At 72.6% G+C, this 21,541-nt stretch carries 20 protein-coding genes; 8 read left to right on the forward strand and 12 right to left on the reverse strand.

The genetic code is table 11. The annotated features are described in order from the left end of the window. The 5 genes from J7E97_RS17220 to J7E97_RS17240 form a co-directional block, all read left to right on the forward strand. Positions 1-274: IS30 family transposase (locus tag J7E97_RS17220; protein ID WP_215028012.1), on the forward strand; the 274-nt coding region annotated here is incomplete at its 5' end. Between the two features lie 107 nt (positions 275-381). Next, positions 382-795 carry a DUF3151 domain-containing protein gene (locus J7E97_RS17225; RefSeq protein WP_215028014.1) on the forward strand — a complete coding sequence of 138 codons (414 nt, stop codon included), beginning with the start codon at positions 382-384 and terminating at the stop codon, positions 793-795. 213 nt (positions 796-1,008) lie between these two features. Beyond that, the gene (locus tag J7E97_RS17230) at positions 1,009-1,857 is read left to right on the forward strand and encodes a tryptophan 2,3-dioxygenase family protein (RefSeq protein ID WP_215028016.1); all 849 of its coding nucleotides are present in this window, start codon (positions 1,009-1,011) and stop codon (positions 1,855-1,857) included. Beyond that, complete coding sequence (gene kynU / locus J7E97_RS17235; RefSeq protein ID WP_215028018.1) at positions 1,850-3,061, forward strand: kynureninase; 1,212 nt, start codon at positions 1,850-1,852, stop codon at positions 3,059-3,061. The genes J7E97_RS17230 and kynU overlap by 8 nt, the downstream gene beginning before the upstream one ends. Positions 3,062-3,231: 170 nt before the next feature. After that, on the forward strand, positions 3,232-4,122 hold the full coding sequence (locus J7E97_RS17240) for an alpha/beta hydrolase (RefSeq protein ID WP_215028020.1): 891 nt from the start codon (positions 3,232-3,234) through the stop codon (positions 4,120-4,122). Positions 4,123-4,174: 52 nt separating this feature from the next. On the opposite strand, the gene J7E97_RS17245 is transcribed toward J7E97_RS17240, so the two are convergent. Together J7E97_RS17245 and J7E97_RS17250 are read right to left on the reverse strand one after the other, a co-directional pair. Beyond that, complete coding sequence (locus J7E97_RS17245) at positions 4,175-4,663, reverse strand: carboxymuconolactone decarboxylase family protein (protein WP_215028022.1); 489 nt, start codon at positions 4,661-4,663, stop codon at positions 4,175-4,177. A 210-nt stretch (positions 4,664-4,873) separates the two neighbouring features. Further along, positions 4,874-6,157 (reverse strand): adenylosuccinate synthase, encoded by a 1,284-nt coding sequence (locus J7E97_RS17250; RefSeq protein WP_215028024.1) that lies wholly within the window; start codon positions 6,155-6,157, stop codon positions 4,874-4,876. 184 nt (positions 6,158-6,341) lie between these two features. Between J7E97_RS17250 and J7E97_RS17255 the strand changes: the two genes are divergently transcribed. After that, complete coding sequence (locus J7E97_RS17255; protein ID WP_215028037.1) at positions 6,342-7,217, forward strand: diacylglycerol kinase; 876 nt, start codon at positions 6,342-6,344, stop codon at positions 7,215-7,217. A 643-nt stretch (positions 7,218-7,860) separates the two neighbouring features. Here J7E97_RS17255 and J7E97_RS17260 read toward each other — a convergent pair. Beyond that, on the reverse strand, positions 7,861-8,367 hold the full coding sequence (locus J7E97_RS17260) for a GbsR/MarR family transcriptional regulator (RefSeq protein ID WP_215028039.1): 507 nt from the start codon (positions 8,365-8,367) through the stop codon (positions 7,861-7,863). Between the two features lie 162 nt (positions 8,368-8,529). Between J7E97_RS17260 and J7E97_RS17265 the strand changes: the two genes are divergently transcribed. After that, entirely contained in the window at positions 8,530-9,447 is a 918-nt protein-coding gene (locus tag J7E97_RS17265; protein WP_215028026.1) for an ABC transporter ATP-binding protein, read from the forward strand. Then, positions 9,444-11,177: an ABC transporter permease gene (locus tag J7E97_RS17270; protein ID WP_374224170.1), complete on the forward strand. Its 1,734-nt coding sequence runs from the start codon at positions 9,444-9,446 to the stop codon at positions 11,175-11,177. The genes J7E97_RS17265 and J7E97_RS17270 overlap by 4 nt, the downstream gene beginning before the upstream one ends. A gap of 103 nt (positions 11,178-11,280) precedes the next feature. Here the strand turns inward: J7E97_RS17270 and J7E97_RS17275 are convergent, their stop codons facing one another. The 9 genes from J7E97_RS17275 to J7E97_RS17315 all read right to left on the reverse strand — a co-directional run bounded on the left by J7E97_RS17275 (position 11,281) and on the right by J7E97_RS17315 (position 21,249). Continuing rightward, entirely contained in the window at positions 11,281-12,582 is a 1,302-nt protein-coding gene (locus tag J7E97_RS17275; protein ID WP_285428324.1) for an acyltransferase, read from the reverse strand. 68 nt (positions 12,583-12,650) lie between these two features. Further along, positions 12,651-13,310 (reverse strand): response regulator transcription factor, encoded by a 660-nt coding sequence (locus J7E97_RS17280; protein WP_215028028.1) that lies wholly within the window; start codon positions 13,308-13,310, stop codon positions 12,651-12,653. Beyond that, positions 13,307-14,632, reverse strand: coding sequence for a sensor histidine kinase (locus tag J7E97_RS17285; protein WP_215028030.1), 1,326 nt, complete (start codon positions 14,630-14,632; stop codon positions 13,307-13,309). Before J7E97_RS17285 ends, J7E97_RS17280 begins: the two co-directional genes overlap by 4 nt. An 88-nt stretch (positions 14,633-14,720) precedes the next feature. Next, positions 14,721-15,392 carry a response regulator transcription factor gene (locus J7E97_RS17290; RefSeq protein WP_215028032.1) on the reverse strand — a complete coding sequence of 224 codons (672 nt, stop codon included), beginning with the start codon at positions 15,390-15,392 and terminating at the stop codon, positions 14,721-14,723. After that, positions 15,389-16,681, reverse strand: coding sequence for a sensor histidine kinase (locus tag J7E97_RS17295; protein WP_215028034.1), 1,293 nt, complete (start codon positions 16,679-16,681; stop codon positions 15,389-15,391). The genes J7E97_RS17290 and J7E97_RS17295 overlap by 4 nt, the downstream gene beginning before the upstream one ends. Before the next feature lie 220 nt (positions 16,682-16,901). After that, entirely contained in the window at positions 16,902-18,227 is a 1,326-nt protein-coding gene (locus J7E97_RS17300) for an acyltransferase (RefSeq protein ID WP_308346552.1), read from the reverse strand. After that, positions 18,214-19,296 carry an alpha/beta hydrolase gene (locus tag J7E97_RS17305; RefSeq protein ID WP_215028036.1) on the reverse strand — a complete coding sequence of 361 codons (1,083 nt, stop codon included), beginning with the start codon at positions 19,294-19,296 and terminating at the stop codon, positions 18,214-18,216. Before J7E97_RS17305 ends, J7E97_RS17300 begins: the two co-directional genes overlap by 14 nt. A gap of 599 nt (positions 19,297-19,895) precedes the next feature. Continuing rightward, entirely contained in the window at positions 19,896-20,336 is a 441-nt protein-coding gene (locus J7E97_RS17310) for a MarR family winged helix-turn-helix transcriptional regulator (protein ID WP_215028043.1), read from the reverse strand. A 268-nt stretch (positions 20,337-20,604) separates the two neighbouring features. Next, positions 20,605-21,249 carry a type 1 glutamine amidotransferase family protein gene (locus J7E97_RS17315; RefSeq protein WP_215028045.1) on the reverse strand — a complete coding sequence of 215 codons (645 nt, stop codon included), beginning with the start codon at positions 21,247-21,249 and terminating at the stop codon, positions 20,605-20,607. Positions 21,250-21,541: the final 292 nt, after the last annotated feature.

Here is a 21,541-nt window from a genome sequence, read left to right on the forward strand (position 1 = left end):
CTGGGACCAGGGCAGCGAGATGGCCTCTCATGTCTCCTTCAGCGTGGCCACCGACGTTCCGGTCTACTTCTGCGACCCGGCCAGCCCCTGGCAGCGCGGTTCGAACGAGAACACCAACGGCTTGCTGCGGCAATACTTTCCCAAGGGTACCGACCTCGCAGTCCACAGCCGCGAACACCTCGACGCCGTCGCCGCCGAGCTCAACGGCCGCCCACGCAAAACGCTCGGCTGGGAAACCCCAGCCGAGCGCCTGCATAAACTGCTCGCGGCCTGAACAACCAACCACGTGTTGCGACGACCCCTAGAAACCGCCCGGACGGTGGGGCCGGGCCCTTCCGGCATGTCGCGGAACCCCGCGCCGCGATGCACCAGACTGTGGGCATGTCCATTCACCAGAACCTGCTCGGGGGCCCCGCCCCCACCCACCTGCCCGACGAGCCGGGCCGCGAGGCCATCGCCGCCGGCACCCCCGCCGTCGAGGTGGCGGCCGCGCACCCGACCTCCTCCCTCGCCTGGGCGCTCCTCGCCGACGAGGCCTTCGCCGCGGGCCGCACGGTCGAGTCGTACGCGTACGCCCGTACGGGCTACCACCGCGGCCTCGACGCGCTGCGCCGGGCCGGCTGGAAGGGCCACGGCCCGGTGCCGTGGGAGCACGAGCCCAACCGCGGTTTCCTGCGCGCCCTGAACGCCCTGGCCCGCGCGGCCGGCGCGATCGAGGAGAAGGAGGAGTACGAGCGCTGCTCGACCTTCCTGCGCGACTCCTCCGAGACGGCGGCGGACGTCCTCGGGGCCTGACACCGCGGGCCGTCCGGCAGGGAGGGCGCGTACGCGTCCCCGGGCGGGCGGGTTCCTGACCGGACCCGCCCGCTCGCGGAATGTGACGTACCCCACTCACTATTGAAGCCCTGCCGGAAGTCGGTCTTATGATGCGGACAGGGGACCGGAGCTCCACTCACCTCACCGGAAGGAGCGGACCGCTACCCGGAAGCACGTATCGAGGAGACAGCGATGTCGCACGCCCTTGATGCCTCCGGAGACGGCGGTTCGGACACCCCGAACCTCGACTTCGCCGGCACGACCCCCTACGAGGACTACGTCCAGGCGGACGTCCTCACCCACCTCCAGCAGCTGCGGTCGGACGACCCCGGCGAGATGGTCTTCCTGGTCACCACCCAGGTCATGGAGCTGTGGTTCACGGTCATCGTCCACGAGTGGGAGACCGCGGCGAAGGCGCTGCGCGAGGACACCCTGCCCGTCGCGATGGATGCGCTGAAACGTTCCCTCCGCGAGCTGGAGGCCCTCAACTCCTCCTGGCGGCCCCTCGCGCAGCTCACCCCGGGGCAGTTCAACGCCTACCGCTCCGCCCTCGGCGAAGGATCCGGCTTCCAGTCGGCGATGTACCGCCGGATGGAGTTCCTGCTCGGCGACAAGTCCGCCTCCATGCTGGTCCCGCACCGCGGCGCGCCGCGCGTCCACGCGGAGCTGGAGAAGGCCCTCCACGAGCCGAGCCTCTACGACGAGGTCCTGCGCCTCCTCGCCCGCCGCGGCCTCCCGGTCCCGCCAGCCGTCCTGGACCGCGACCTCGCGCAGCGCTACGAGCCCTCGCCGGACGTCGAGGCCGTCTGGACCTCCCTGTACGCGGACCCGGACGCCCAGCCGGACCTGCACCGCCTCGGCGAGGTCCTCACCGACGTCGCGGAGCTGGTCTGGCGCTGGCGCAACGACCACCTGGTGGCCACCCGCCGTGCGATGGGCGCGAAGACGGGCACCGGCGGCTCGGCCGGAGTGACCTGGCTGGAGAAGCGCGCGACGAAGAACGTCTTCCCGGAACTGTGGACGGCGCGCAGCCATGTCTGACGCGCTCCTGTCCGGCGCCCGGGCCCGGCGCGCCGCGGAACTGGACGCCGCCGACGACCTGGCCGGGCTCCGCGAGCGGTTCACGCTGCCCGAAGGCGTCGTCTACCTGGACGGCAACAGCCTCGGCGCGCTCGCGGCCACCGTCGCGGCCCGCCTCGCGGACGTCGTCACGGAGCAGTGGGGCAACCAGCTCATCCGCTCCTGGACCGAGGGCGACACCCCCTGGTGGACCGCCCCCGAGCGGATCGGCGACCGGCTGGCCCCGCTCGTCGGCGCCGCTCCCGGTCAGGTCGTCGTCGGTGATTCGACCAGCGTCAACCTCTTCAAGGCCCTGGTCGGCGCCGCCCGCCTGGCCGGGCCCGGCCGGACCAGGCTCCTCGTGGACGCCGCCACCTTCCCGACCGACGGCTACATCGCCGCTTCGGCGGCCCGGATGACCGGTCTCACGGTCACCCCGGTGGATCCGGCCGCCGCCGCCGAGGCGATGGGTCCCGACACCGCCGTCGTCCTCCTCAACCACGCCGACTACCGCACCGGCCGCCTGCACGACCTCCCCGCCCTCACGGCGGCGGCCCGCGCGGCGGGCGCCGTGATCGTCTGGGACCTGTGCCACACGGCCGGGGCCCTGCCCGTCGGCCTCGACGAGCACGGCGTGGACCTCGCGGTGGGCTGCACGTACAAGTACCTCAACGGCGGCCCCGGCGCCCCCGCGTACCTCTACATCGCAGCCCGCCACCAGTCCGCCTTCGACTCCCCGCTGCCGGGCTGGAACGGCCACGCGGATCCCTTCGCGATGGCCCCGTCCTATGAGGCGGCCCGCGGCGTGGCCAGGGGCCGGGTCGGTACTCCGGACATCCTGTCCATGCTCGCCCTGGACGCGGCCCTCGACGTGTGGGACGGGGTCACGGTCGAGGCCGTGCGGGCGAAGTCGCTCGCGCTGACGGACTTCTTCCTCGACTGCGTGGCGGCGTACGTCCCGCAGGGCGCGGTCGAGGTGGTCACGCCGGCCGAGCACGGGCACCGTGCCAGTCAGGTCTCGCTGCGGACCGAGGACGCGTCGGGGGTCATGCGGGAGCTGATCTCCCGCGGTGTGATCGGGGACTTCCGTGCCCCCGACATCCTGCGCTTCGGCTTCACCCCGCTGTACGTCGGTTTCGCCGACGCGGAGCGGGCGGCCCGCACGTTGGGTCACATTTTCGGGTGAACCACTAGCGAAACGTCACATCACCGCGCGGGCGGGGCCACGGCCCCGCCCGCGCGCGCATCGCCTCGGGCCGCCACGGAGGAGCCCGTTCCGGCCTGATACGGTCCCGCTCTGCCGGAACACCGGAACATCTGTCCCCCCTGTCCCACGCGTTACCGGAGGTTGAGCCGATGACGGACCCCGCAGTCGAACGGGACGCCGCCGAGGCGGCCTCGGCCTTCTCCCACCCGCCCGTGGCCCCCGACGCGACGGCCGCCTACGGTGAACACCCCGACCAGGTCGTCGACTTCTACGCCCCGCGCGGCGAGCGGGCGTGCGCCCCCCGTTCCGTCCCGCTGGTGGTGGTCCTGCACGGCGGAGCATGGCGCGCACCCTACGACCGGCAGCACATCACCCCCTTCGTGGACTTCCTGGCTCGCCAGGGTTTCGCCGTCGCCAACGTCGAGTACCGACGCGGGAGTTCACTGCCCCACCAGGGCGCCGAGGGCCCCGTCGCGGGCCGCTGGCCCGAGACCTTCGACGACGTGGCCGCCGCGATGGACGCCCTGCCCGAGCTTGCCTCCGGCTGCCTGCCGGAGGCGGACCCGCGCCGCATGGTGCTGACCGGCCACTCGGCCGGCGGCCACCTCGCGCTGTGGGCCGCGGCCCGGCACGTGCTCCCGTACGACTCCCCGTCCGGCTGGAGGCTGCCTTCCCCGCCGCTGCTGCGCGGGGTGGTCGCACTGGCCCCCATCGCGGACTTCACGGTGGCACAGGAGCTGGGGGTCTGCGGTGGCGCCTCGGCTGAGCTGCTGGGCGGAGCCTCCGGGTTCGACGAGCGGCGCCCGTACGCCGACCCGGCGGCGTTGCTCCCGACGGGCATCGCGACGGCGGTGGTCCAGGGGCGCAGCGACATCGTGGTCCCGGAAGCGGTGTCCGAGGCGTACGTGGCCGCGGCCGCGCGGGCGGGGGAGATGGTCGGCCTGACCCTGCTGGACGGGGTCGGTCACTTCCCGCTGATCGACCCGGCGGCGGACGCGTGCGCGGTGGTGTCGGAGGAGATCGCCCAGCTCGCCTGGTAGAGCCGGGCTGCCCCGGCCCTACCAGGCGAGAGCTGACGACTCCGGATGGGAGTCAGTCCCACTGCTGGGCTGCCAGGGAGGTGACCGGGGCCGGCTTGCCGATGACGGCGAGGGCGATGAAGAAACTGAGCTGGCCGATCGCGATGGTGAGGGTGGCGATGGCCTTCTCGTCGTAGTGCTCGGCCACCTCCGCGTACAGCTCGTCGGAGACGCGCTCCTTGCCGACCGGGGCCGGCTGGATGGTCGCCTCCATCAGCGCGAGGGCGGCCCGCTCGGCGTCGGTGAAGACGAGCGCGTCGACCCAGGAGGAAACGGCGGTGATGCGCTCCTCGGTCTCCCCGGCCTTGCGGGCGAAGCTGGTGTTCAGGATGGTCAGGTAGGTGTTGCCGACGATCTGCCCGGCCCGGATGCCGATGAGGTTCAGCGTGCTGCGCGGCACCGTGTGGTTGCCGGTGGCCCGGAAGAGGGCGGCGCTGACGTCGGCCAGCTCGGGGACGAGCTTGGTCGGGTCGGACATTCGGGAGATGGGGGTCTTCGTCATGGCTGCTCTCCTTGAGTTCGGCCGGTGTCGGCGTCTTCGGCCGGTGTAGGCGTCTTGCAGCAATGACGGATGGGCGCGCACGGATGTGACAGGGGGCGGGAAATTTCTTTTCCGCGCCCCGAGCCGTCCCGGGTACGCGCCCCCGAGTCGTCCCGGGTACGCCGAAGGGGCGGGACGCTCGAAAGCGTCCCGCCCCTTCGCGTGGGCTGCCTAGAGGAACGAGTTGATCTCGATCGTCTCGGTGCGGCCCGGGCCGACGCCGATCGCGGAGATCGGGGCGCCCGACATCTCCTCGAGGGCCTTGACGTACGCCTGGGCGTTCTTCGGGAGGTCCGCGAAGGTCTTGGCCTTGGTGATGTCCTCGGACCAGCCGGGGAGGTTCTCGTAGATCGGCTTCGCGTGGTGGAAGTCCGTCTGCGAGTAGGGGAGCTCCTCGACGCGCTTGCCGTCGATCTCGTACGCCACGCAGACCGGGATCTCCTCCCAGCCGGTCAGCACGTCCAGCTTGGTGAGGAAGAAGTCCGTCAGACCGTTGACGCGGGTCGCGTAGCGCGCGATCGGGGCGTCGAACCAGCCGCAGCGGCGGTCACGGCCGGTGGTCACGCCGCGCTCGCCGCCGATGCGGCGCAGGGCCTCGCCGTCCGCGTCGAACAGCTCGGTCGGGAACGGGCCGGCGCCGACGCGGGTCGTGTACGCCTTCAGGATGCCGATGACGCGGCTGATCTTCGTCGGACCGACGCCCGCACCGGTGCAGGCTCCGCCCGCGGTCGGGTTGGAGGAGGTGACGAAGGGGTACGTGCCGTGGTCGACGTCGAGCAGGGTGCCCTGCCCGCCCTCGAAGAGCACGACCTTGTCCTGGTCGAGCGCCTTGTTGATGATGAGGGTGGTGTCGGCGACGTACGGCTTGATCTGCTCCGCGTACTGGAGCATCTCTTCGACGATCTGCGCAGGGTCGATCGCGCGGCGGTTGTACAGCTTCGCGAGGAGCTGGTTCTTGCCCTCCAGCGCCGCTTCGACCTTTTGGGTGAGGATCGACTCGTCGTACAGGTCCTGGACCCGGATGCCGATGCGGTTGATCTTGTCCGCGTAGGTCGGGCCGATGCCGCGGCCGGTCGTACCGATCTTGCGCTTGCCGAGGAAGCGCTCGCCGACCTTGTCGAGGGTGACGTTGTACGGCGTGATCAGGTGCGCGTTGCCGCTGAGGAGCAGCTTTGAGGTGTCGATGCCGCGCTCGTTCAGGCCGCGCAGCTCGGAGAGCAGGACGGCCGGGTCGACGACGACACCGTTGCCGATGACCGGGGTGCATCCGGGGGACAGGATGCCGGAAGGGAGAAGGTGGAGTGCGTACTTCTGGTCGCCCACGACGACCGTGTGGCCGGCGTTGTTGCCACCCTGGTAGCGCACTACATAGTCAACGGATCCACCGAGCAGGTCGGTGGCCTTTCCCTTGCCCTCGTCACCCCACTGAGCTCCGAGCAGCACAAGAGCGGGCACAGGCGTACACCTCTTCCGGATGGGGCATGTCCAAGGTCAGGGGGCGTACGACGATGTACACCGCAGGCTGAGCCGTCGGACCGGTACCCCGGAATAGACGAAGGCCCTGGCGCAATAGCGCAAGGGCCTCTTGCACAAAGATGCTACCCGAGGAAGGACCGAGGTGTCGGCTCCAGAGCCCACCATGAGCCATGCGGGCGCGCCGGTAGGCGCCCTGCTCGTGCTCGTCGACCCGGTCGCCCGCCGTCTTGACGGCGAGTCCGTGCGAATCGCGAAAGATGTTCTGTCAGCGGGAGCCACGGCGAAGATCTGCCTCCCGGACTCACAGGAGGAGTTTGCGCGGGCTCTAGCCCGCCGGGGTCATCGCAGGCCGGTGATCGTGGGCGACGACCGGGCGCTCGTCCGGGCGGTCGGCCTGCTGCACCGGGAGCGGGCGCTGGGCGAAGGGGCCCTTTCGCTGATTCCCGTGGGGCCGCCGGGGTCGCTGGGACTCGCGAGACAGCTGGGCGTGCCGCTTTCGGCCGTATCGGCCGCGCGGGCGGTCCTGGACGGGACCGTCGCCATGCGGGACCTCCTCGTCGACGACAGCGACGGGGTGGTGCTAGGCGCGCTCGGCATCCCGCCGGTGCGGCCCGTGCCGCGGCCGACCGGGCCGTCGGTGTGGAACGCGTACCGCTCGCTGGTCCGCACGCTCGTCCGGCCGCCAGGGGCCGCTTCCGCCTCCTCCCGGGCCCCGGGCGGGTTCGCGGGGGACGGCCACCGGCTGCGCGTGGAGGCCGACGGGGTGGTCCTCGCGGATGTGGACCGGCTGGTGGAGGACGTCTCCGTGTCGGCGCGGGAGAACGACGGGCTGGTGGACGTACAGGTCCGGCTGGTCGGGACCGCGGGCGGGGACGCGGGCGCGAGCGGGGACGACCGCGTGGTGCGGCTGCGGGCCACGACCGTGACCGTGTCCGGCGCGGACTTCCGCTACCGGGCCGACGCCGCCGTGACCGGCCCGGTCCGCCGGCGTACGTGGACCCTGCGCCCGGCGGCGTGGGGCCTGACCCTGCCGCGCTGAGCGGCGCGGCACCGACCTCGGCGGGGCACCACCACAGGCCGACGGACACGGCCCCGCCCCCAGGCGGCCCGGCCCGACGGCACCGGCACCCTCGGGCTGCCCGTGGCCCTCGCCGTGCCGGTCCGCGGCAGCTACCGGGACTGCGTGTGGTGAGCTCGCCTGGTCGGCGTGGTCGGCGTGGTCGGCGTGGTCGGCGTGGTGGGCCTCGTGGGCCTGGTGGGCCTGACTGGTCTGGTCGGCCGGCTGGTCTGACCGGTCTGGCCTACGGCCGCTGCGTGGCCCACCTGGCCCGTCCGTTGTGCCCGGCCGGGCCGTCCCGGCGGCCTGGTCCGCCGCGACGGGGTCCTCCGGCGGGGGCTCGGCGTGGCGGGGGGCCCTGGCGGCCCCGGCGCACCCGGCGCGACCGTTGCGCATCCGGGCCGCCCCGGCGGTCTCGCCGGCGTGACGGGTTCCTTCGGCGTGGGCCCGTAGTGGTCGGCGGCCCCGGCGCCGGCACCTTGCCCGGTGCCTTCGCACGTCCGGTGCCCTCGGCGCCCCCCGGCGGGCAGCCGCCGGACGACGCGGCCGTGCGCGGCGTGTGGGTCTCCCCGGCCGCCGACTGGCGGAGGCCGGGTGGCGGCCCGCCCGCACGGCCGTGGAGGGGCTACCGTGCCGGGAGGTCCAGCGTCGCGCGGTGCGTGCGCCAGCGGTCCATCAGGGCCAGCAGCTCCGCCTGCATGAATTCGAAGAACGCCGCCGTCTCGGCGATCCGTGCGCCCGCCGGGGAGTCGGGGCCGAGGGTCTCCGCGCCGTCGCGGAGGGTCTTCTCCCAGAGGGTCAGGATCTGGTCCCGGCGGGTGAAGGTCTCGTACCAGAGCTCGTTGTGCAGGACGTAGCGGTCGCGCCGGGAGCCCGGTTCGCGTTCCCGGCTGACCATGTTGACCTGGGTCAGGTACGACACGGCCCCCGATACCGCCGCAGGGCTGATCCGCAGGGCTTCGCCCAGTTCCGCCGAGGTCATCGCGCCGCCGTCGCTCGCGAGCAGTTGCGCGAACACCCGTGCGGCCATCCGCTGCATCCCCGCGTCGGTCAGCTGCGCGGCGAACCGCTCCACGAACCGGGAGACGGCCTCACCGTCCCGCCCCCGCCGTACGGGGCCCGGCCCGGCCACGTCGGCGCTGGCCCCGCCCGCCCTCTTGACCGAGCCGCCCTCGCTGCCCGTGCCGCCGGTACTGCCCGTGCTGCTCGTCCTGCTCACATCGTCCGCCACCCTCCCGACTTTACGTGATTTCCAAGCTTCACAAATTTGTGAAATGAGCGTACGTTCAGAAACATGACGAAGGCAATCAGCGTCGCCGGACTCCACAAGGCGTTCGGCCGCACCCACGCACTGGACGGACTCGACTTCTCGGTCGCCACCGGCGAGGTCCACGGCTTCCTCGGCCCCAACGGCGCCGGCAAGTCCACCGCCATCCGGGTCCTGCTCGGCCTGCTGCGCGCCGACTCCGGCACTGCCGAACTGCTCGGCGGCGACCCCTGGGCCGATGCCGTGGAGCTGCACCGCCGCGTCGCCTACGTGCCCGGAGACGTCACCCTCTGGCGCAACCTCTCCGGCGGCGAGGTCATAGACCTGTACGGGCGCCTGCGCGGGGGCCGCTCCGGCACCGACCGGGCGCGCCGCGACGCGCTGATCGAGCGGTTCGAACTCGACCCGACCAAGAAGGGGCGCACGTACTCCAAGGGCAACCGGCAGAAGGTCGCGCTCGTCGCCGCCTTCGCCGCCGAGGCCGAGCTGCTCATCCTCGACGAGCCCACCTCCGGGCTCGACCCGCTGATGGAGGAGGTCTTCCGGGGGTGCGTGGCCGAGGCCCGCGCCGCCGGCCGCACCATCCTGCTCAGCTCCCACATCCTCAGCGAGGTCGAGACGCTCTGCGACCGCGTCAGCATCATCCGGAAGGGGCGCACGGTGGAGACCGGCAGCCTCGCCGAACTGCGCCACCTCACGCGTACGTCGATCAGCGCCGAGCTCGCCGGCCCACCCAACGGCCTCGCGAAGCTGCCGGGCGTGCACGACGTGGAGGTACGGGGGCTGAAGGTCCGGCTCCAGGCCGACCCGGACGAGCTGGACGCCGTACTGCGATCGCTGGTGGCGTCGGGCGTGCGGTCGCTGACGTCGACCCCGCCCACCCTCGAAGAGCTCTTCCTGCGCCACTACGCGCCGCGGGACGAGCGGGCGGGCGCGGTCCGATGACGAACCACCAGCTGACGGCGGACGGCCGCACCTCACCGCGCCCGCCGGTGACGGGCCGTCGGCGCCCGGTGGCCGGGTACGGTCAACTGGCGGGAACGGCCACCCTGCTGCGCCTCGCCCTGCGCCGCGACCGCGTCATGATGCCGGTCTGGATCCTGGCCGTGACCGCGATGGTGCTCGCCCTGCCCGCCTCGCTCGCCTCGATGTACGCGACCGCGGCCGAACGGGCCGAGCTGCTCTCCACGATGAACTCCAACGGCTCGCTCCGCGCGCTCTACGGCCCCGTCTTCGGTGACTCGATCGGCGCCCTGACCGCCTGGAAGGGCGGGATCTTCGCCGGGCTGCTCGCGGGGATCATGAGCCTGGTCATCGTGGTCCGGCACACCCGCGAGGAGGAGGAGACGGGACGTCAGGAACTGTTGTCGACGGCGATGGTGGGGCGCCGGGCCCCCCTCACCGCGGCCCTCCTGGCGGCCTGCGCCGCCAATACCCTCGTCGTCCTGCTCGTCACGGCCGGGCTCGCCGGCCAGGACGCGGGCGGCGCGCTCGCACTCGGTCTCGGAGTCGGCGCCACGGGGATGCTGTTCGCCTCGGCGGCCGCCGTCGCGGCGCAGTTCACCGAGAGCGCGCGACTGGCGAAGGGCCTCACGGGGGCGCTGCTCGGCGCGGCCTTCGTGCTGCGCGCCGCAGGCGACGCGGGCTCGGCGGGCGGCTCGTCGGTGCTCACGTGGATCTCACCGCTGGGCTGGCTGGAGCACGTACGGGCCTTCGCGGCCGAACGCTGGTGGGTCCTCGCCCTGTTCGCGGCGGCCGTCGCGGTCCAGACGGCCGGGGCGTACGCGCTCGCCGGTCGCCGCGACCTCGGCATGAGCTTCCTGGCGGCCCGGCCGGGCCCCGCGCGGGGGCGGCTCGCCAGCGCCGGGGCGCTGGCGTGGCGGCTCCAGCGCGGCGGGCTGCTCGGCTGGAGCCTCGGTTTCCTGGTGGCCGGTGTGGTGTTCGGCGCGATGGCGGACGGGGCCTCCGAGCTGGTCGGCGACAACGCCAAGACCCGGGAGCTCATCGAGCGGATGGGCGGCGCGGGCGGCGGGAGCGGCGCGGGCGGCACGGACAGTGGGGGCGGCGGGGGTGGTGTGGGCAGTGCGGCCGGTGAGTCCGGGCGGGCGGTGCTCACGGACGCCTTCCTGGCGACGATGGCCGGGATGCTCGGGCTGGTGGCCGCGCTCTTCATCGTCTCGGCGGTGCTGCGGCTCCATGGCGAGGAGTCGGGGCAGCGCGCGGAGCCGCTCCTCGCGCACTCCGTCGGCCGCCTGCGCTGGGCCGCCGGTCACCTGGCCGTCGCCTTCGGCGGTTCGGCGCTGATCCTGCTGCTGGCGGGGCTCGGGCTGGGCGCGGGTCACGGCGAGGACATCGGGTCGGCGGTCGGAGCCTGCCTCGCCCAGCTCCCCGCGGTCTGGGGGGTCGGGGCCGTCGCGGTGCTCCTGTACGGCATGGCCCCCCGGTACGCGGTGGCCGCCTGGGCGGTGGCCGGGGCCTCGCTGATGCTCGGCTGGATCGGCCCGGCACTGAACCTCCCCGGGGTGGTCCTCGGCCTCTCGCCCTTCGCCCACCTGCCCAAACTGCCCGGCGGCGAGGCCCTGGACTGGACTCCGCTGCTGACCCTGACCGGCCTGGCGGCGCTCTTCCTGGCGGCGGGTCTGACCGCTCTGCGCCGCCGCGATCTGACGACCTGAGCCGCGGGATCCCGTCACTCGAAAAGTTGTCCACAGCTGTGGACAACTTTTTGGGATGCACGGAATGACGCCCGGTCCGACGGATCCCCGCCCCGGTGGCCGACTATCCGGTCGGTGCCGGTGCCGGTGCCGGTGCTGGTGCTGGTCCATGCGCCGGTGTCGGTTCCTGCGTCGGTCCCTGCACTTGCACCTGCGCCTGTGCCTGTGCCGACGCTGGCCCCGCTCCCATGACGGTTGCCGCCGCCGTGCCGGTCGCCCCTGTCGAGGCGGGATTCCGGCGCAGCGGGTCGAGGCTCCGGGTGATGCCCCGCTTCAAGATCGCGGAGAGGGGGCGTTCGATGAAGCGGTGCACCAGCCACGCGGTGGCGAGCATGCCCAGCGTCATCGCGGCAACGAGCGCCCACGGTGACAGGTGGTGGCGCAGCAGCCGGATACCGGTCCAGCCGATGTGCTCGTGGAGCAGGTACAGCGGGTAGGTGGTCGCACCGGCGACGGTGAGCCACTTCCCCCGCACCCAGGACAGCCCGCCCAGAGCGAGAATGATCATCACCAGGTAGCCGAGCGTCATCAGTACGACCGCCGGCTTGGAGTCCATCGTGCGGCCGAGGCTGCTGGCCAGGGTGTCGTTGTAGAGGCTGACTTGGCGTACCGAGAACAGCCACGAGACGGCGACGATGCCCCACAGCAGCATGGTCGGCCGGAACCGGTGCATCAGGTACATCGCCACACCGGCGATGAAGTAGGGCGAGTACTCGGGCATGAGGACGTAAGCGGCCAGCGGAGCCCGCCCGGAGGTGACCAGCACCGAGGCGACGGTCCACAGCACGCAGAAGAGGACCACCCGGCGGTAGGTGACGCCCTTCCACACCACCAGGGCGAAGAGCAGGTAGAACCGCACCTCCACCCAGAGCGTCCAGTAGACGGCGTCCACCGAGCCGACTCGGAACGGCTCCTGCAGCATCGTGAAGTTGAGCAGCGTGTCCTGCGGGCCCAGCGGCTGTACGACGAGCGGCCAGAGCGTGACCACGGCGGTGGTCGCCAGGATGGCGAACCAGTACGCGGGATAGAGCCGGACCACCCGCGAGGTGAAGAACTCGCCCAGGCCGCGCCCCCAACTGCTCATGCAGATGACGAAGCCGCTGATGAGGAAGAAGAACTCGACGCCGGTCCAGGTGTAGGACGCCAGCCAGGAGGCGGTGGGGAAGACCACGTCCACCGGCTTGGTCCAGGCGTTCTTGGCCGCCACGGCGTTGCCGCCGTATCCGACGTAGTGGTGGAAAACCACCATCAGCGCCGCAAGTAGCCTCAACCCGTCCAGAGCTGCCAGCCGAGGCCGCTTTCCGGCTGCCGGAGCCGACACCGCGGCGACCTCGCGAGGCGGACTCTGTATGAGTTGGCTAAGCATCCGGCAGATCCTACTCAGGCCGGGGATCCCTCCCGGGAGCCCTCTGGGTGTGACGCTGTCCACCGCGCTCAGGCCGGGGTCACCAGCCGGGTCTCGTACGCGAACACCGCGGCCTGCGTGCGGTCCCGCAGGCCCAGTTTCACCAGGATCCGGCTCACGTGGGTCTTGATCGTGGACTCGGCGATGATCAGGCGGTCCGCTATCTCCGCGTTGGACAGACCCTGCGCGATGAGCACCAGCACCTCCGTCTCCCGTTCGGTCAGCTCCCCGACCCCCGTGGTGTTCGTGAACACCCGGGCCTCCGAGAGTTTCGAGAACTCGCTGATCAGCCGCTTGGTCACCGAGGGGGCCAGCAGCGCCTCCCCGGCGGCCACGACCCGGACCCCGTCGGCCAGCTGTCGGGCGGAGGCGTCCTTGAGGAGGAACCCGGAGGCCCCGGCCCGCAGGGCCTGGTACACGTACTCGTCGAGGTCGAAGGTCGTCAGGACCAGCACCTTCGCGTCCGTGTCGGCCGCCACGATCTCCCGCGTCGCCTCCAGGCCGTTCATCTCCGGCATCCGGATGTCCATCAGCACCACGTCCGGCTTCAGCGCCGCGACCTGAGCGATGGCCTCCCGCCCGTTCACCGCCTCTCCGGCGACCTCGATCCCCTCCATCGCGTTGAGCAGGACGGAGAACCCCTCCCGGACCATCATCTGGTCGTCGACGATCAGCACCCTGATCGTCATGCCGGCTCCTTCGCCGTCTCCGGGCGGCCGCTGGGCACCGGTATGAACACCGCGACCTCGTACCCCCCGGCGGACGTCTCCCCGGCCGTCATCTCCCCTTCCAGCATGGCCACCCGCTCGCGCATCCCGGTGATCCCCTGACCGGCTCCCGGCGAGGGCCGCGCGTCCCCCGTCGCCGCCTCGTTGACCACGCGTATGCCGAGGCCGCCCAGGACGTACGACACCTCGACGCCGGCCGTCGCGCCCGGCGCGTGCCGCAGGGCGTTGCTCAGGGCCTCCTGGATGATCCGATAGGCCGACAGCTCCACGCCGGGCGGCAGCTCCCGCACCGCGCCCGTCACCGTCTTGTCCACGCTCAACCCGGCCTCCCGCACATTGGCCAGCAACCCGTCCAGCGAGGCCAGCGTCGGCTGTGGGGCATCGGGCGCCTCATAGTCCGCGGAGCGGACCACACCCAGTACCCGGCGCAGCTCCGTCAGGGCCGCCACCGCGTTCTCCCGGATGGTGACGAACGCCGCCTCCAGCTCCGGCGGAGGATTCTTCACCCGGTAGGGCGCGGCCTCCGCCTGGATGGCCACCACCGACATGTGGTGGGCGACCACGTCGTGCAGTTCCCGAGCGATGGTCGTCCGCTCCTCCAGCAGTGTCCGCCGGTCCCGTTCGACGGCGGTGACCTCCTGCTGCGCGGTCACCTGCTGCTCCGCCTGCCTGCGGATGTTGCGGACGCTGACGGTCAGCAGGGCGATCGCCGACACGAAGGCCATCGGGCCGATGTTGAGGGCTTGGCCGTGGCCGAGCACGATGCTCGTCCCGACGCCGATCGCCACGGTGACGAGCCACATCCAGCCGGCGGTCCGGGGACTGGTGCGCATCGCGACGATGGTCATCGTCGCGAGGTACGAGACGAACGTGGTCGGCGACCACGGCCAGTTGGGATCCCACGAGTTGACGACCGAGAGGACCAGGGTCACCGCCACAGCGGCCCAGAACGCTCCCACGGGCCGCACCAAGGTCATCACGACCGGGGCGCCCGACATCAGACCCATCACCAGGCCACCGGCCTGAGACTGATGGCTGGTGACGGAGGCGAAGGTGACCACGAAGAAGGCGAACACGCACACCGCCGCATGCGGCAGGTGCACGGCCTCCTTCCGTATCCGCTGCGGGAGCCGCCGGGTCAGCGGCCCGTCCGTGCGCAGCGGGGGCAGCGGACGGTAGGCGAAGGCATCGGTGATCAGATCCTGGCGCAGGCTCTGGATCAGGCCCGAAGCCAACCGGATCTCGGGTGTCCGGGGGGTCGCCCCGGGGGTCGTCTCGCTCATGGTGCCCACGGTAGGCGCGTCGCCGTGTCGTCCGCGTCGCCGCTGAAGGGGATTTCCCGGGGTCCCCCTCAAGTACTACCCGGGTGCCTCAGTAGCCCGTCGGACGGATCAGACCCGTCTCGTACGCGAACACCGCGGCCTGCGTGCGGTCCCGCAGACCCAGCTTCACCAGGATCCGGCCCACGTGCGTCTTCACCGTCTGCTCGGCCAGGATCAGGTGCCGGGCGATCTCCGCGTTCGACATGCCCTGGGCGACCAGGGACAGCACCTCCGTCTCCCGATCCGTCAGCTCCTCGATCCGCGTCTTCGAGGGCGCCCGGGGGGCTCCCAGCCGGGAGAACTCGGTGATCAGGCGCCTGGTGATGTTCGGCGCGAGGAGCGCCTCGCCGGCCGCGATCACGCGGACCGCCTCCGCCAGCTGATCCGCCGAGGCGTCCTTGAGGAGGAACCCGGAGGCACCGGCGCGCAGCGCCTCGTATACGTACTCGTCGAGGTCGAAGGTGGTGAGCACGAGCACCTTCACCGCGGAACCGGGCGTGCCCGTGATGAGGGAGGTGGCTTCGATGCCCCCCATGCCCGGCATGCGGATGTCCATCAGGACCACGTCCGGAACCAGCTCGGCCACCTTCGCCACGGCCTCGGCGCCGTCGACGGCCTGGCCGACGACCTCGATGTCGGGCTGGGCATTGAGGAGCACGGTGAAACCCTGCCGGACCATCATCTGGTCGTCGGCGATCATCACCTTGATCGGCGCAGTCATGCTTCCTTCTTCGCGTCGGGCGTCGGGTCGGGCTGCTTCGGCTCGGGGGCGGCGCCGGCGGAGTCCGGGTCCGCCGGGTCCGTCGGGAGGACGGCGCTCACCTCGTACCCCCCGCCGGGGCGGGGGCCCGCGGCGAGCTCGCCCCCCAGCATGCCCGCTCGCTCCCGCATGCCCAGCAGCCCGTGTCCCGCACCGGGCGACGGGGGCGCCGGCCGGGTGGGCGCGGTGTTGGCCACGCACAGGTGCAGCTCGCGGGGCCCGTAGGCGATGCCGACCTCCACACGGGAACCGGGCGCGTGCCGCAGGCAGTTGCTCAGCGCCTCCTGGACGATGCGGTACGCGGTGAGCTCGACGCCCGGGGCGAGCGGCCGCCGGATGCCCGCGATCTCGGTGGTGACCTCCAGCCCGGCCGCCCGCACGTTGTCCACGAGCCCCTCCAGCTCGCCGAGGGTGGGCTGCGGATGGTGCGGACCGGCGGGATCGTCCGGATGCTCGGAACGCAGCACGCCGAGCACGCGGCGGAGCTCGGTCAGGGCCTCCAGGGCGTTCGCGCGGATGCCGGCGAGATTCTCCTTGAGCTCCTCCGACGGGTTCTCCACGAGATACGGGGCCACCTGCGCCTGGATGGAGATCACCGACATGTGGTGCGCGACGACGTCGTGCAGCTCGCGGGCGATCCGGGTGCGCTCTTCGAGCAGGGTGCGCTGGGCGCGCTCCGCCTCGGTCAGGGTCTCCTGCTCGACGAGCTTGGTGCGGGCCAGGCGCGTCGAGCGCAGGGCGTAGCCGAGGAGGCCGGTGAAGGCGAAGAGCAGCACGGCCCCGGGGGCGCTGGTACCGCTGTGCTCGGGCTTGAAGACGGCCTCCGCAAGTCCGCTGAACGCGATGCAGACGGCGACAGCGCCGATGGTCACCCGGGGTGGCGTGCGCAGCGCCACCAGCAGCAGCACGGGGGCGAAGGCGAAGATCCCGGCGGGCAGCCAGGGCCAGCTCTGGCCCTGCCCGACCCGGTCGTGGATCGACCAGGCGATCACGGCCGCGGTGATCAGGCCGATCCAGAACCCGGCGAGCGGCCGGCGCATGGCGAGCACGATGGACAAGCCGACCAGGATCGACAGCAGCAGCGGGGTGGTGCCGGAAGCGCCGTAGTGATCTTGGAGCTGTGTCAGCGTGATGGAGCAGAAGAACACCGCCAAGTAGGCGAGCACCACATGCGGGAGCCAGGCCAGCCAGCGCGGCCGCGACAGCTTCGGGAGCGGATCGGACTTCAAGTCCAACAGGTCCCGGACCACGCTCCACTTCCCGGCCGAAGCCCCGGGGCGGCGTCCGCCCGGGCCCGCGGGGGATCCGGCCCCGACCCCAGCCCCAACCCCGTCCCCAGCCCCAGCCCCGGTTCCGGTTCCGGTCCGGGCCTGGGACGCGGCCGTGGCTGCGGACTGCACCGGGGCCGGTACGGGGGCCGGCTCCGGGGCTGGGGCCGGGGGCTCGCTCTGCTCGTTCACGTCGTCCACCCTAGGCACGGATGTGCTCCTTGGCGGTTGCCACCGGGCCACCGACTGCGCTGACTGTGCCGACTGCGGTGGGGGCGACGGGGGTTGCGGCGGTGTCGGTGGCCGGGGCCGTCTTCCCGATGGCCGGGCCGGACGAGGCGACGATCCTGGAGGGTGTGCCCGGGACCCCGGAAGTTCCGTGCGCAGGCCGGGGCTTGGGGCGGCTACTGCCCTGCTCGTAGGTGCGGAATGCGGCCCAGCAGACAGTCAGGGCGGCCGCGAACACCGGCAGCCACAGGAGTCGGGTGGCTATCCACTCCGGGGAGTCGGGCACCGTGTGCAGTCCGGGCAGGTCCGTGGATACCAGCAGCCCGAGGGCGGTGACGGCCATCATCGCCGTCTGGTGCCAGAGGAAGACGGTCATCGCGGACAGGTTCACCAGGGCCACCTTCGCCCAGGCGCGCGGCCGGCTCATCACCCGGGCCAGCGGCTTCCGGAGCAGGAGCGCCAGCCCGCATTGGGCCAGGCCGAAGGCGACGGCCGCCAGCGTCGGCGGGTTCAGGTTCGATATCGCGGCCCCGGGGACGCCGACCATGGACGCCGGGTACCCGCCCCAGACGATCAGCACGGCCGTCGCGGCGATCCCACCGCCCAGCAGCAGCGCGGCGGGGGTGCGCCGGGTGAACGCGCCCCGGGACCAGGCGGCGCCCAGGGTGAAGGGGACCAGCCAGCCCGCGGCGACATTGACCCAGCCGATCCACTCGGGCCCGCCGAGGGCGAAGCGCCAGATGTCGACGACGGCCACCACGGCCAGCGGCCACACGGGGCTGAGCCGGGCCACGAGCGGGGTCGCCGCGGTGAGGGCGGCGAAGACGAGGAGGAACCACAAGGGGGAGAGCACCAGCTTGAGCAGGGTATGGACGGTGTCGGTCCCGACTCCGCCGAGCAGCATCCCGCCGGCCGTGACGCTCCACAGGACGAGGACGGCGGCGACCGGCCGGAACAGCCGGCTCAGCCGCTGACCGACCCACTGGCCGTACGAGACCCCGCGCCCGCGCGCCGACTCGTACCCCTGTGCCGCGACGTGGCCGCCGACCAGGAAGAAGACGGCCAGGGTCTGGAACACCCAGGAGACCGGGGCCAGTGCGCTCATGTGGGCGAGTGGACTGGTGGTTCTCAGGGCGCCGTCGGCGGTGGTGAGCGCGGTGACCAGCCAGTGGCCCAGCACCACGCCGAGGATGGCGAAGGCCCGCAGGGCGTCCACGGTCCTGTCCCGGTGGGCGGTGGTGCCGGCGTCGATGCGGTCCGCGAGGGTGGACCAACGGGTGGTGGGCTTACGCGAACGCACGGGAGGCCTCCGTGGCGGTGGTGTCGATCTGGGCGGTGGCGGTGGCCGTGGCAGTGGCGGTGGTGGCGGCGGTCGTGGCCGTCGCCGCGGTGCCGGGTCGCGGTGCCCCCGGCCCCGCCGGCGAGACGTCGAGCACGATCGAGGCCAGGCTTTCGAGGGACTCGGTGCCCGGCTTGAGGTAGTCGCTGTGCCCGCCGGAGCCGGCCGCGAAGGGCTGGGCTCCGAAGGCCGGGTCGACCGGGTCGGTTCCGAATCCGACGCCGCCGAGGCGGATGTGCGGGACGCCGTCGATCCAGTCGTCGGCGCCCCGGCCGGCCCAGACCCGGGCACGGGTCGCCAGGCCGGCGACGGAGTCGTATCCCGTACCCGGGCTGCCGAACAGCACCATGTCGGTGACCTTGGGGCCCGTCCCGGTGCGGGCGCAGACCACGGATCCGTAGGAGTGGCAGAGGAGCGAGAGGCGGGCGTCGGGGGCGGTCAGCCGCTCCATGTCCGAGAGGAGGGGCCCGAGTTCGGCGGCAGCCTCGTCGGCGCGGTCGGCAGTCAGGACGGTCGTGCTGACCGTGCCGGGGGTGTCGTACCCGAGCCAGGCGACCACGGCGGAGCGGCCGTGCTCGGTCTGGAGCCGCTCCTGAAGGGCGACGGCCCCGGCACGGAACCGCTGGTAGGTGTCCAGGGTCGTGTCCGACCCGGGGACCAGGACCGTGACCCGGTCCGCGGTCCCCAGGTCGCCGAACACCTCTATCGCGCGGCCCTTGCCGCGGCCGTCGAAGGCGAGGAAGCGCGCGCCGCCGCCGGCTCCCATCACCCGCAGCTTCTCGGCGCGGCCGGTCCGGCCGGCGTCCTGGGCCATGAGGGCGGCCTCGGCGAGGTTCCCGAGGTGGGCGGCGTACCGGGCGGGGAGGGAGGCGTCCTCACCGAGCACCGCGGGGGCGGGGGCGGGGACTTGGGGGGAGGCGGCGGCTGAAACGGGGAACACGACCGCCGCGGCGACGAGCCCGGCCAGCAGCGTGCGGCGCAGACGGCCACTGCGGTGGCCGTCGGGACGTGCGGTGAGGCGGCGGATCATGGATCGCTTCCTTCGTTCGGACCAGAGGGGGGCCGTGCTGCGTTCTTCTCTGATCACGAAGTTAGGAAGGAGAGCCCCTGGTCGGCGTCACGCTGGAGAGCGCCCTTTCCAAGTAGCTCTCAGGTATGACAGGGACTCCCTGATAGGGGAGGAGGCAGGGTTGGACCCGGTAGGTCGACCGCCGTCGCTGTCGGAGTGTCAGCCCGCTGAGCCCGCTGAGCCCGCTGACAGGGATTCGCGTCCACGAGGATCCGTAGACGGGCAGTCCGTACGAGGTCACGCGGTTCGGGTTGCCACGTTGCCCAGGTGGACGACGTCGCGGGCCGGGTCACGGGCGTGCGGTGGATCTGCTCGGGAGCGAGGGAGCGGGGCGAGCCGAGGAGTTCGCCGGTCCGGGTGAGGGCGGGGCGGTGGCTCCGAGGGTGTGGGCTATGCCGAAGTCGATGACGCGGAGCCGTCGAAGTGAGCCCCTGGGACGCGCCGAGGGACGAACGACAACAGTCCGCGCAGGCGTGGGGGCGGACGCCGATGGGTGAAGGCAGCGCAGAGCCCCCCGGCAGCGCCGAGCCCCCGGCAGGGCTGACGGCGGGGCAGCGCCCTTAGGGGTCAGGGGAGTCCGGCATGGGCGGCAGCGTGTCCAGGGCGGCCGAGAGGCGTTGCAGGACGCGGACCGTTTCGGCGAAGCCGTCGTCGCCCAGGGCCTCCGCGAGGCGGGTCGCCAGGATGGCGTGGCCCGGGCCGATCAGGTCGATGGCGGCACGGCCGGCCCCCGTGGGGCGTAGGAGCTTCGCGCGGCGGTGGGCCGGGTTCGGGACGTACTCGGCGAGGCCCTTGACCGCCAGCAGATCGGCGATGCGCTGGACGCTCTGCCGGGTGATGCCCATGGCCCGGGCGATGCCGGCGACGGACAGCGGCTCGTGGAGCACGGCGCCGAGCACCTGCCACCAGGCCGCGGTCAGACCTGCGGGTCGGGCGAGCTCTTCGGACACGGAGAGGAACTGGCCGTTGAGGCGGAACACTCCGAGGGCGGTACGGCTCAGGAGGTCCTGCCGGACTCTGAGCTCCGCCGCGTCGGCGGCTGGCGCAGCCGACGCGGCAGGCCGCGCTGCCGCCGTCCCCGACCCCGAGCCCGGCTTCGCCTCCGCTGTCCCCGACCCCGAGCCGGACCCCGACCCCGACCCCGACCCCGGCTTCGCCTCCGCTGTCCCTGACCCCGACCCCGCCACCGCCACCGCGGCGACGGCCGTGGCTGTCGTTCCGGCCTCTGCCCCGGCTGCGTTCGGGGGCGCCGTCGGTCGCGGCGGGTGGTTACGCATCTCCCAGCTCCGATGCCGCCATGAGGACCGGGTAGGCGCTCGCGTCCGAGTCGTGGAACAGGCGGTACCACGCGTCGAGGACGTCCGGCTTGTACGCCCCGAGGCGGGCGAAGACCTCGCGGGCGAACGCCACCGGTTCTGTCGGACCCGCCGTGATCAGGTCGCCGTCCGTGACCGCGTCGGCCTCGACGTAGTGCGCGGAGCCCGCGTAGCCGGGCTGGCCGCCGAGGTAGAAGGAGGCACCGCTGGTGTGGGCGCGGTCGTCCAGGAGGCCCGCGCGGGCCAGACCGGCCGTCGCTCCGCAGATCGCGGCGACCGGGACGCCGGAGGCCAGGAACTCCTCGGCCTTCGCCGCGAAGGGCGCCAGCTCGTCGCCCGTGTCCCACGCGGTGGCGCCGGCCAAGATGAGCAGGGCCGAGTCCTCGGGGCGCAGGTTCGTCAGGGCCAGGTCGGGCTGGATGCGGAGGCCGCCCATGGTGGTCACGGGGCGGTCGGCGGTGAGGCCGACCGTGCGGACCTGGTAGCCCCGCTGGGCGAGGTGCGCGGTGGTGTGGCCCGTCTCCCAGTCGGCGAAGGTGTCGTAGACCGCCACGTGGACCACCCGGTGCTGCCCGGTCCCGCGGCCTTGCTCGGCCACGACTTGTGCGGTCAGGGCCGGTGCCTCGATCCCCGCCCCGGTGCCGGCCTCGGCCCGGACGCCACCCCGGGTCCCGGTCAGGATCTCGGGCTCGGGCTCGGTAAGGGTCTCCGTCTGGATCTGGATCTGGAGCTCGGTCTGGGTCTCGGTCATCGTGCTCGCCTCCAATGTCGCCGTCGTGCCTCTTGCCGCTCAAGCCTACGACAGCAGGCTGACATACTGACAGTCTACTGTCAATCGCCGCCCGGCCCCGGCCCCGGCCCCGGCCCCGGCCCCGGCCCCGGCCCCGGCC

This window comes from Streptomyces sp. ISL-66, assembly GCF_018614135.1.
Lineage (GTDB): Bacteria > Actinomycetota > Actinomycetes > Streptomycetales > Streptomycetaceae > Streptomyces.

What these genes read in the sequence shown, in the direction of transcription:
- J7E97_RS17225 (WP_215028014.1), top strand. Translation starts at nt 382, where the DNA reads ATGTCCATTCACCAGAACCTGCTCGGGGGCCCCGCCCCCACCCACCTG.
- J7E97_RS17230 (WP_215028016.1), top strand. Translation starts at nt 1,009, where the DNA reads ATGTCGCACGCCCTTGATGCCTCCGGAGACGGCGGTTCGGACACCCCG.
- kynU (WP_215028018.1), top strand. Translation starts at nt 1,850, where the DNA reads ATGTCTGACGCGCTCCTGTCCGGCGCCCGGGCCCGGCGCGCCGCGGAA.
- J7E97_RS17240 (WP_215028020.1), top strand. Translation starts at nt 3,232, where the DNA reads ATGACGGACCCCGCAGTCGAACGGGACGCCGCCGAGGCGGCCTCGGCC.
- J7E97_RS17245 (WP_215028022.1), bottom strand. Translation starts at nt 4,663, where the DNA reads ATGACGAAGACCCCCATCTCCCGAATGTCCGACCCGACCAAGCTCGTC.
- J7E97_RS17255 (WP_215028037.1), top strand. Translation starts at nt 6,342, where the DNA reads ATGAGCCATGCGGGCGCGCCGGTAGGCGCCCTGCTCGTGCTCGTCGAC.
- J7E97_RS17265 (WP_215028026.1), top strand. Translation starts at nt 8,530, where the DNA reads ATGACGAAGGCAATCAGCGTCGCCGGACTCCACAAGGCGTTCGGCCGC.
- J7E97_RS17270 (WP_374224170.1), top strand. Translation starts at nt 9,444, where the DNA reads ATGACGAACCACCAGCTGACGGCGGACGGCCGCACCTCACCGCGCCCG.
- J7E97_RS17275 (WP_285428324.1), bottom strand. Translation starts at nt 12,582, where the DNA reads ATGCTTAGCCAACTCATACAGAGTCCGCCTCGCGAGGTCGCCGCGGTG.
- J7E97_RS17280 (WP_215028028.1), bottom strand. Translation starts at nt 13,310, where the DNA reads ATGACGATCAGGGTGCTGATCGTCGACGACCAGATGATGGTCCGGGAG.
- J7E97_RS17285 (WP_215028030.1), bottom strand. Translation starts at nt 14,632, where the DNA reads ATGAGCGAGACGACCCCCGGGGCGACCCCCCGGACACCCGAGATCCGG.
- J7E97_RS17290 (WP_215028032.1), bottom strand. Translation starts at nt 15,392, where the DNA reads ATGACTGCGCCGATCAAGGTGATGATCGCCGACGACCAGATGATGGTC.
- J7E97_RS17305 (WP_215028036.1), bottom strand. Translation starts at nt 19,296, where the DNA reads ATGATCCGCCGCCTCACCGCACGTCCCGACGGCCACCGCAGTGGCCGT.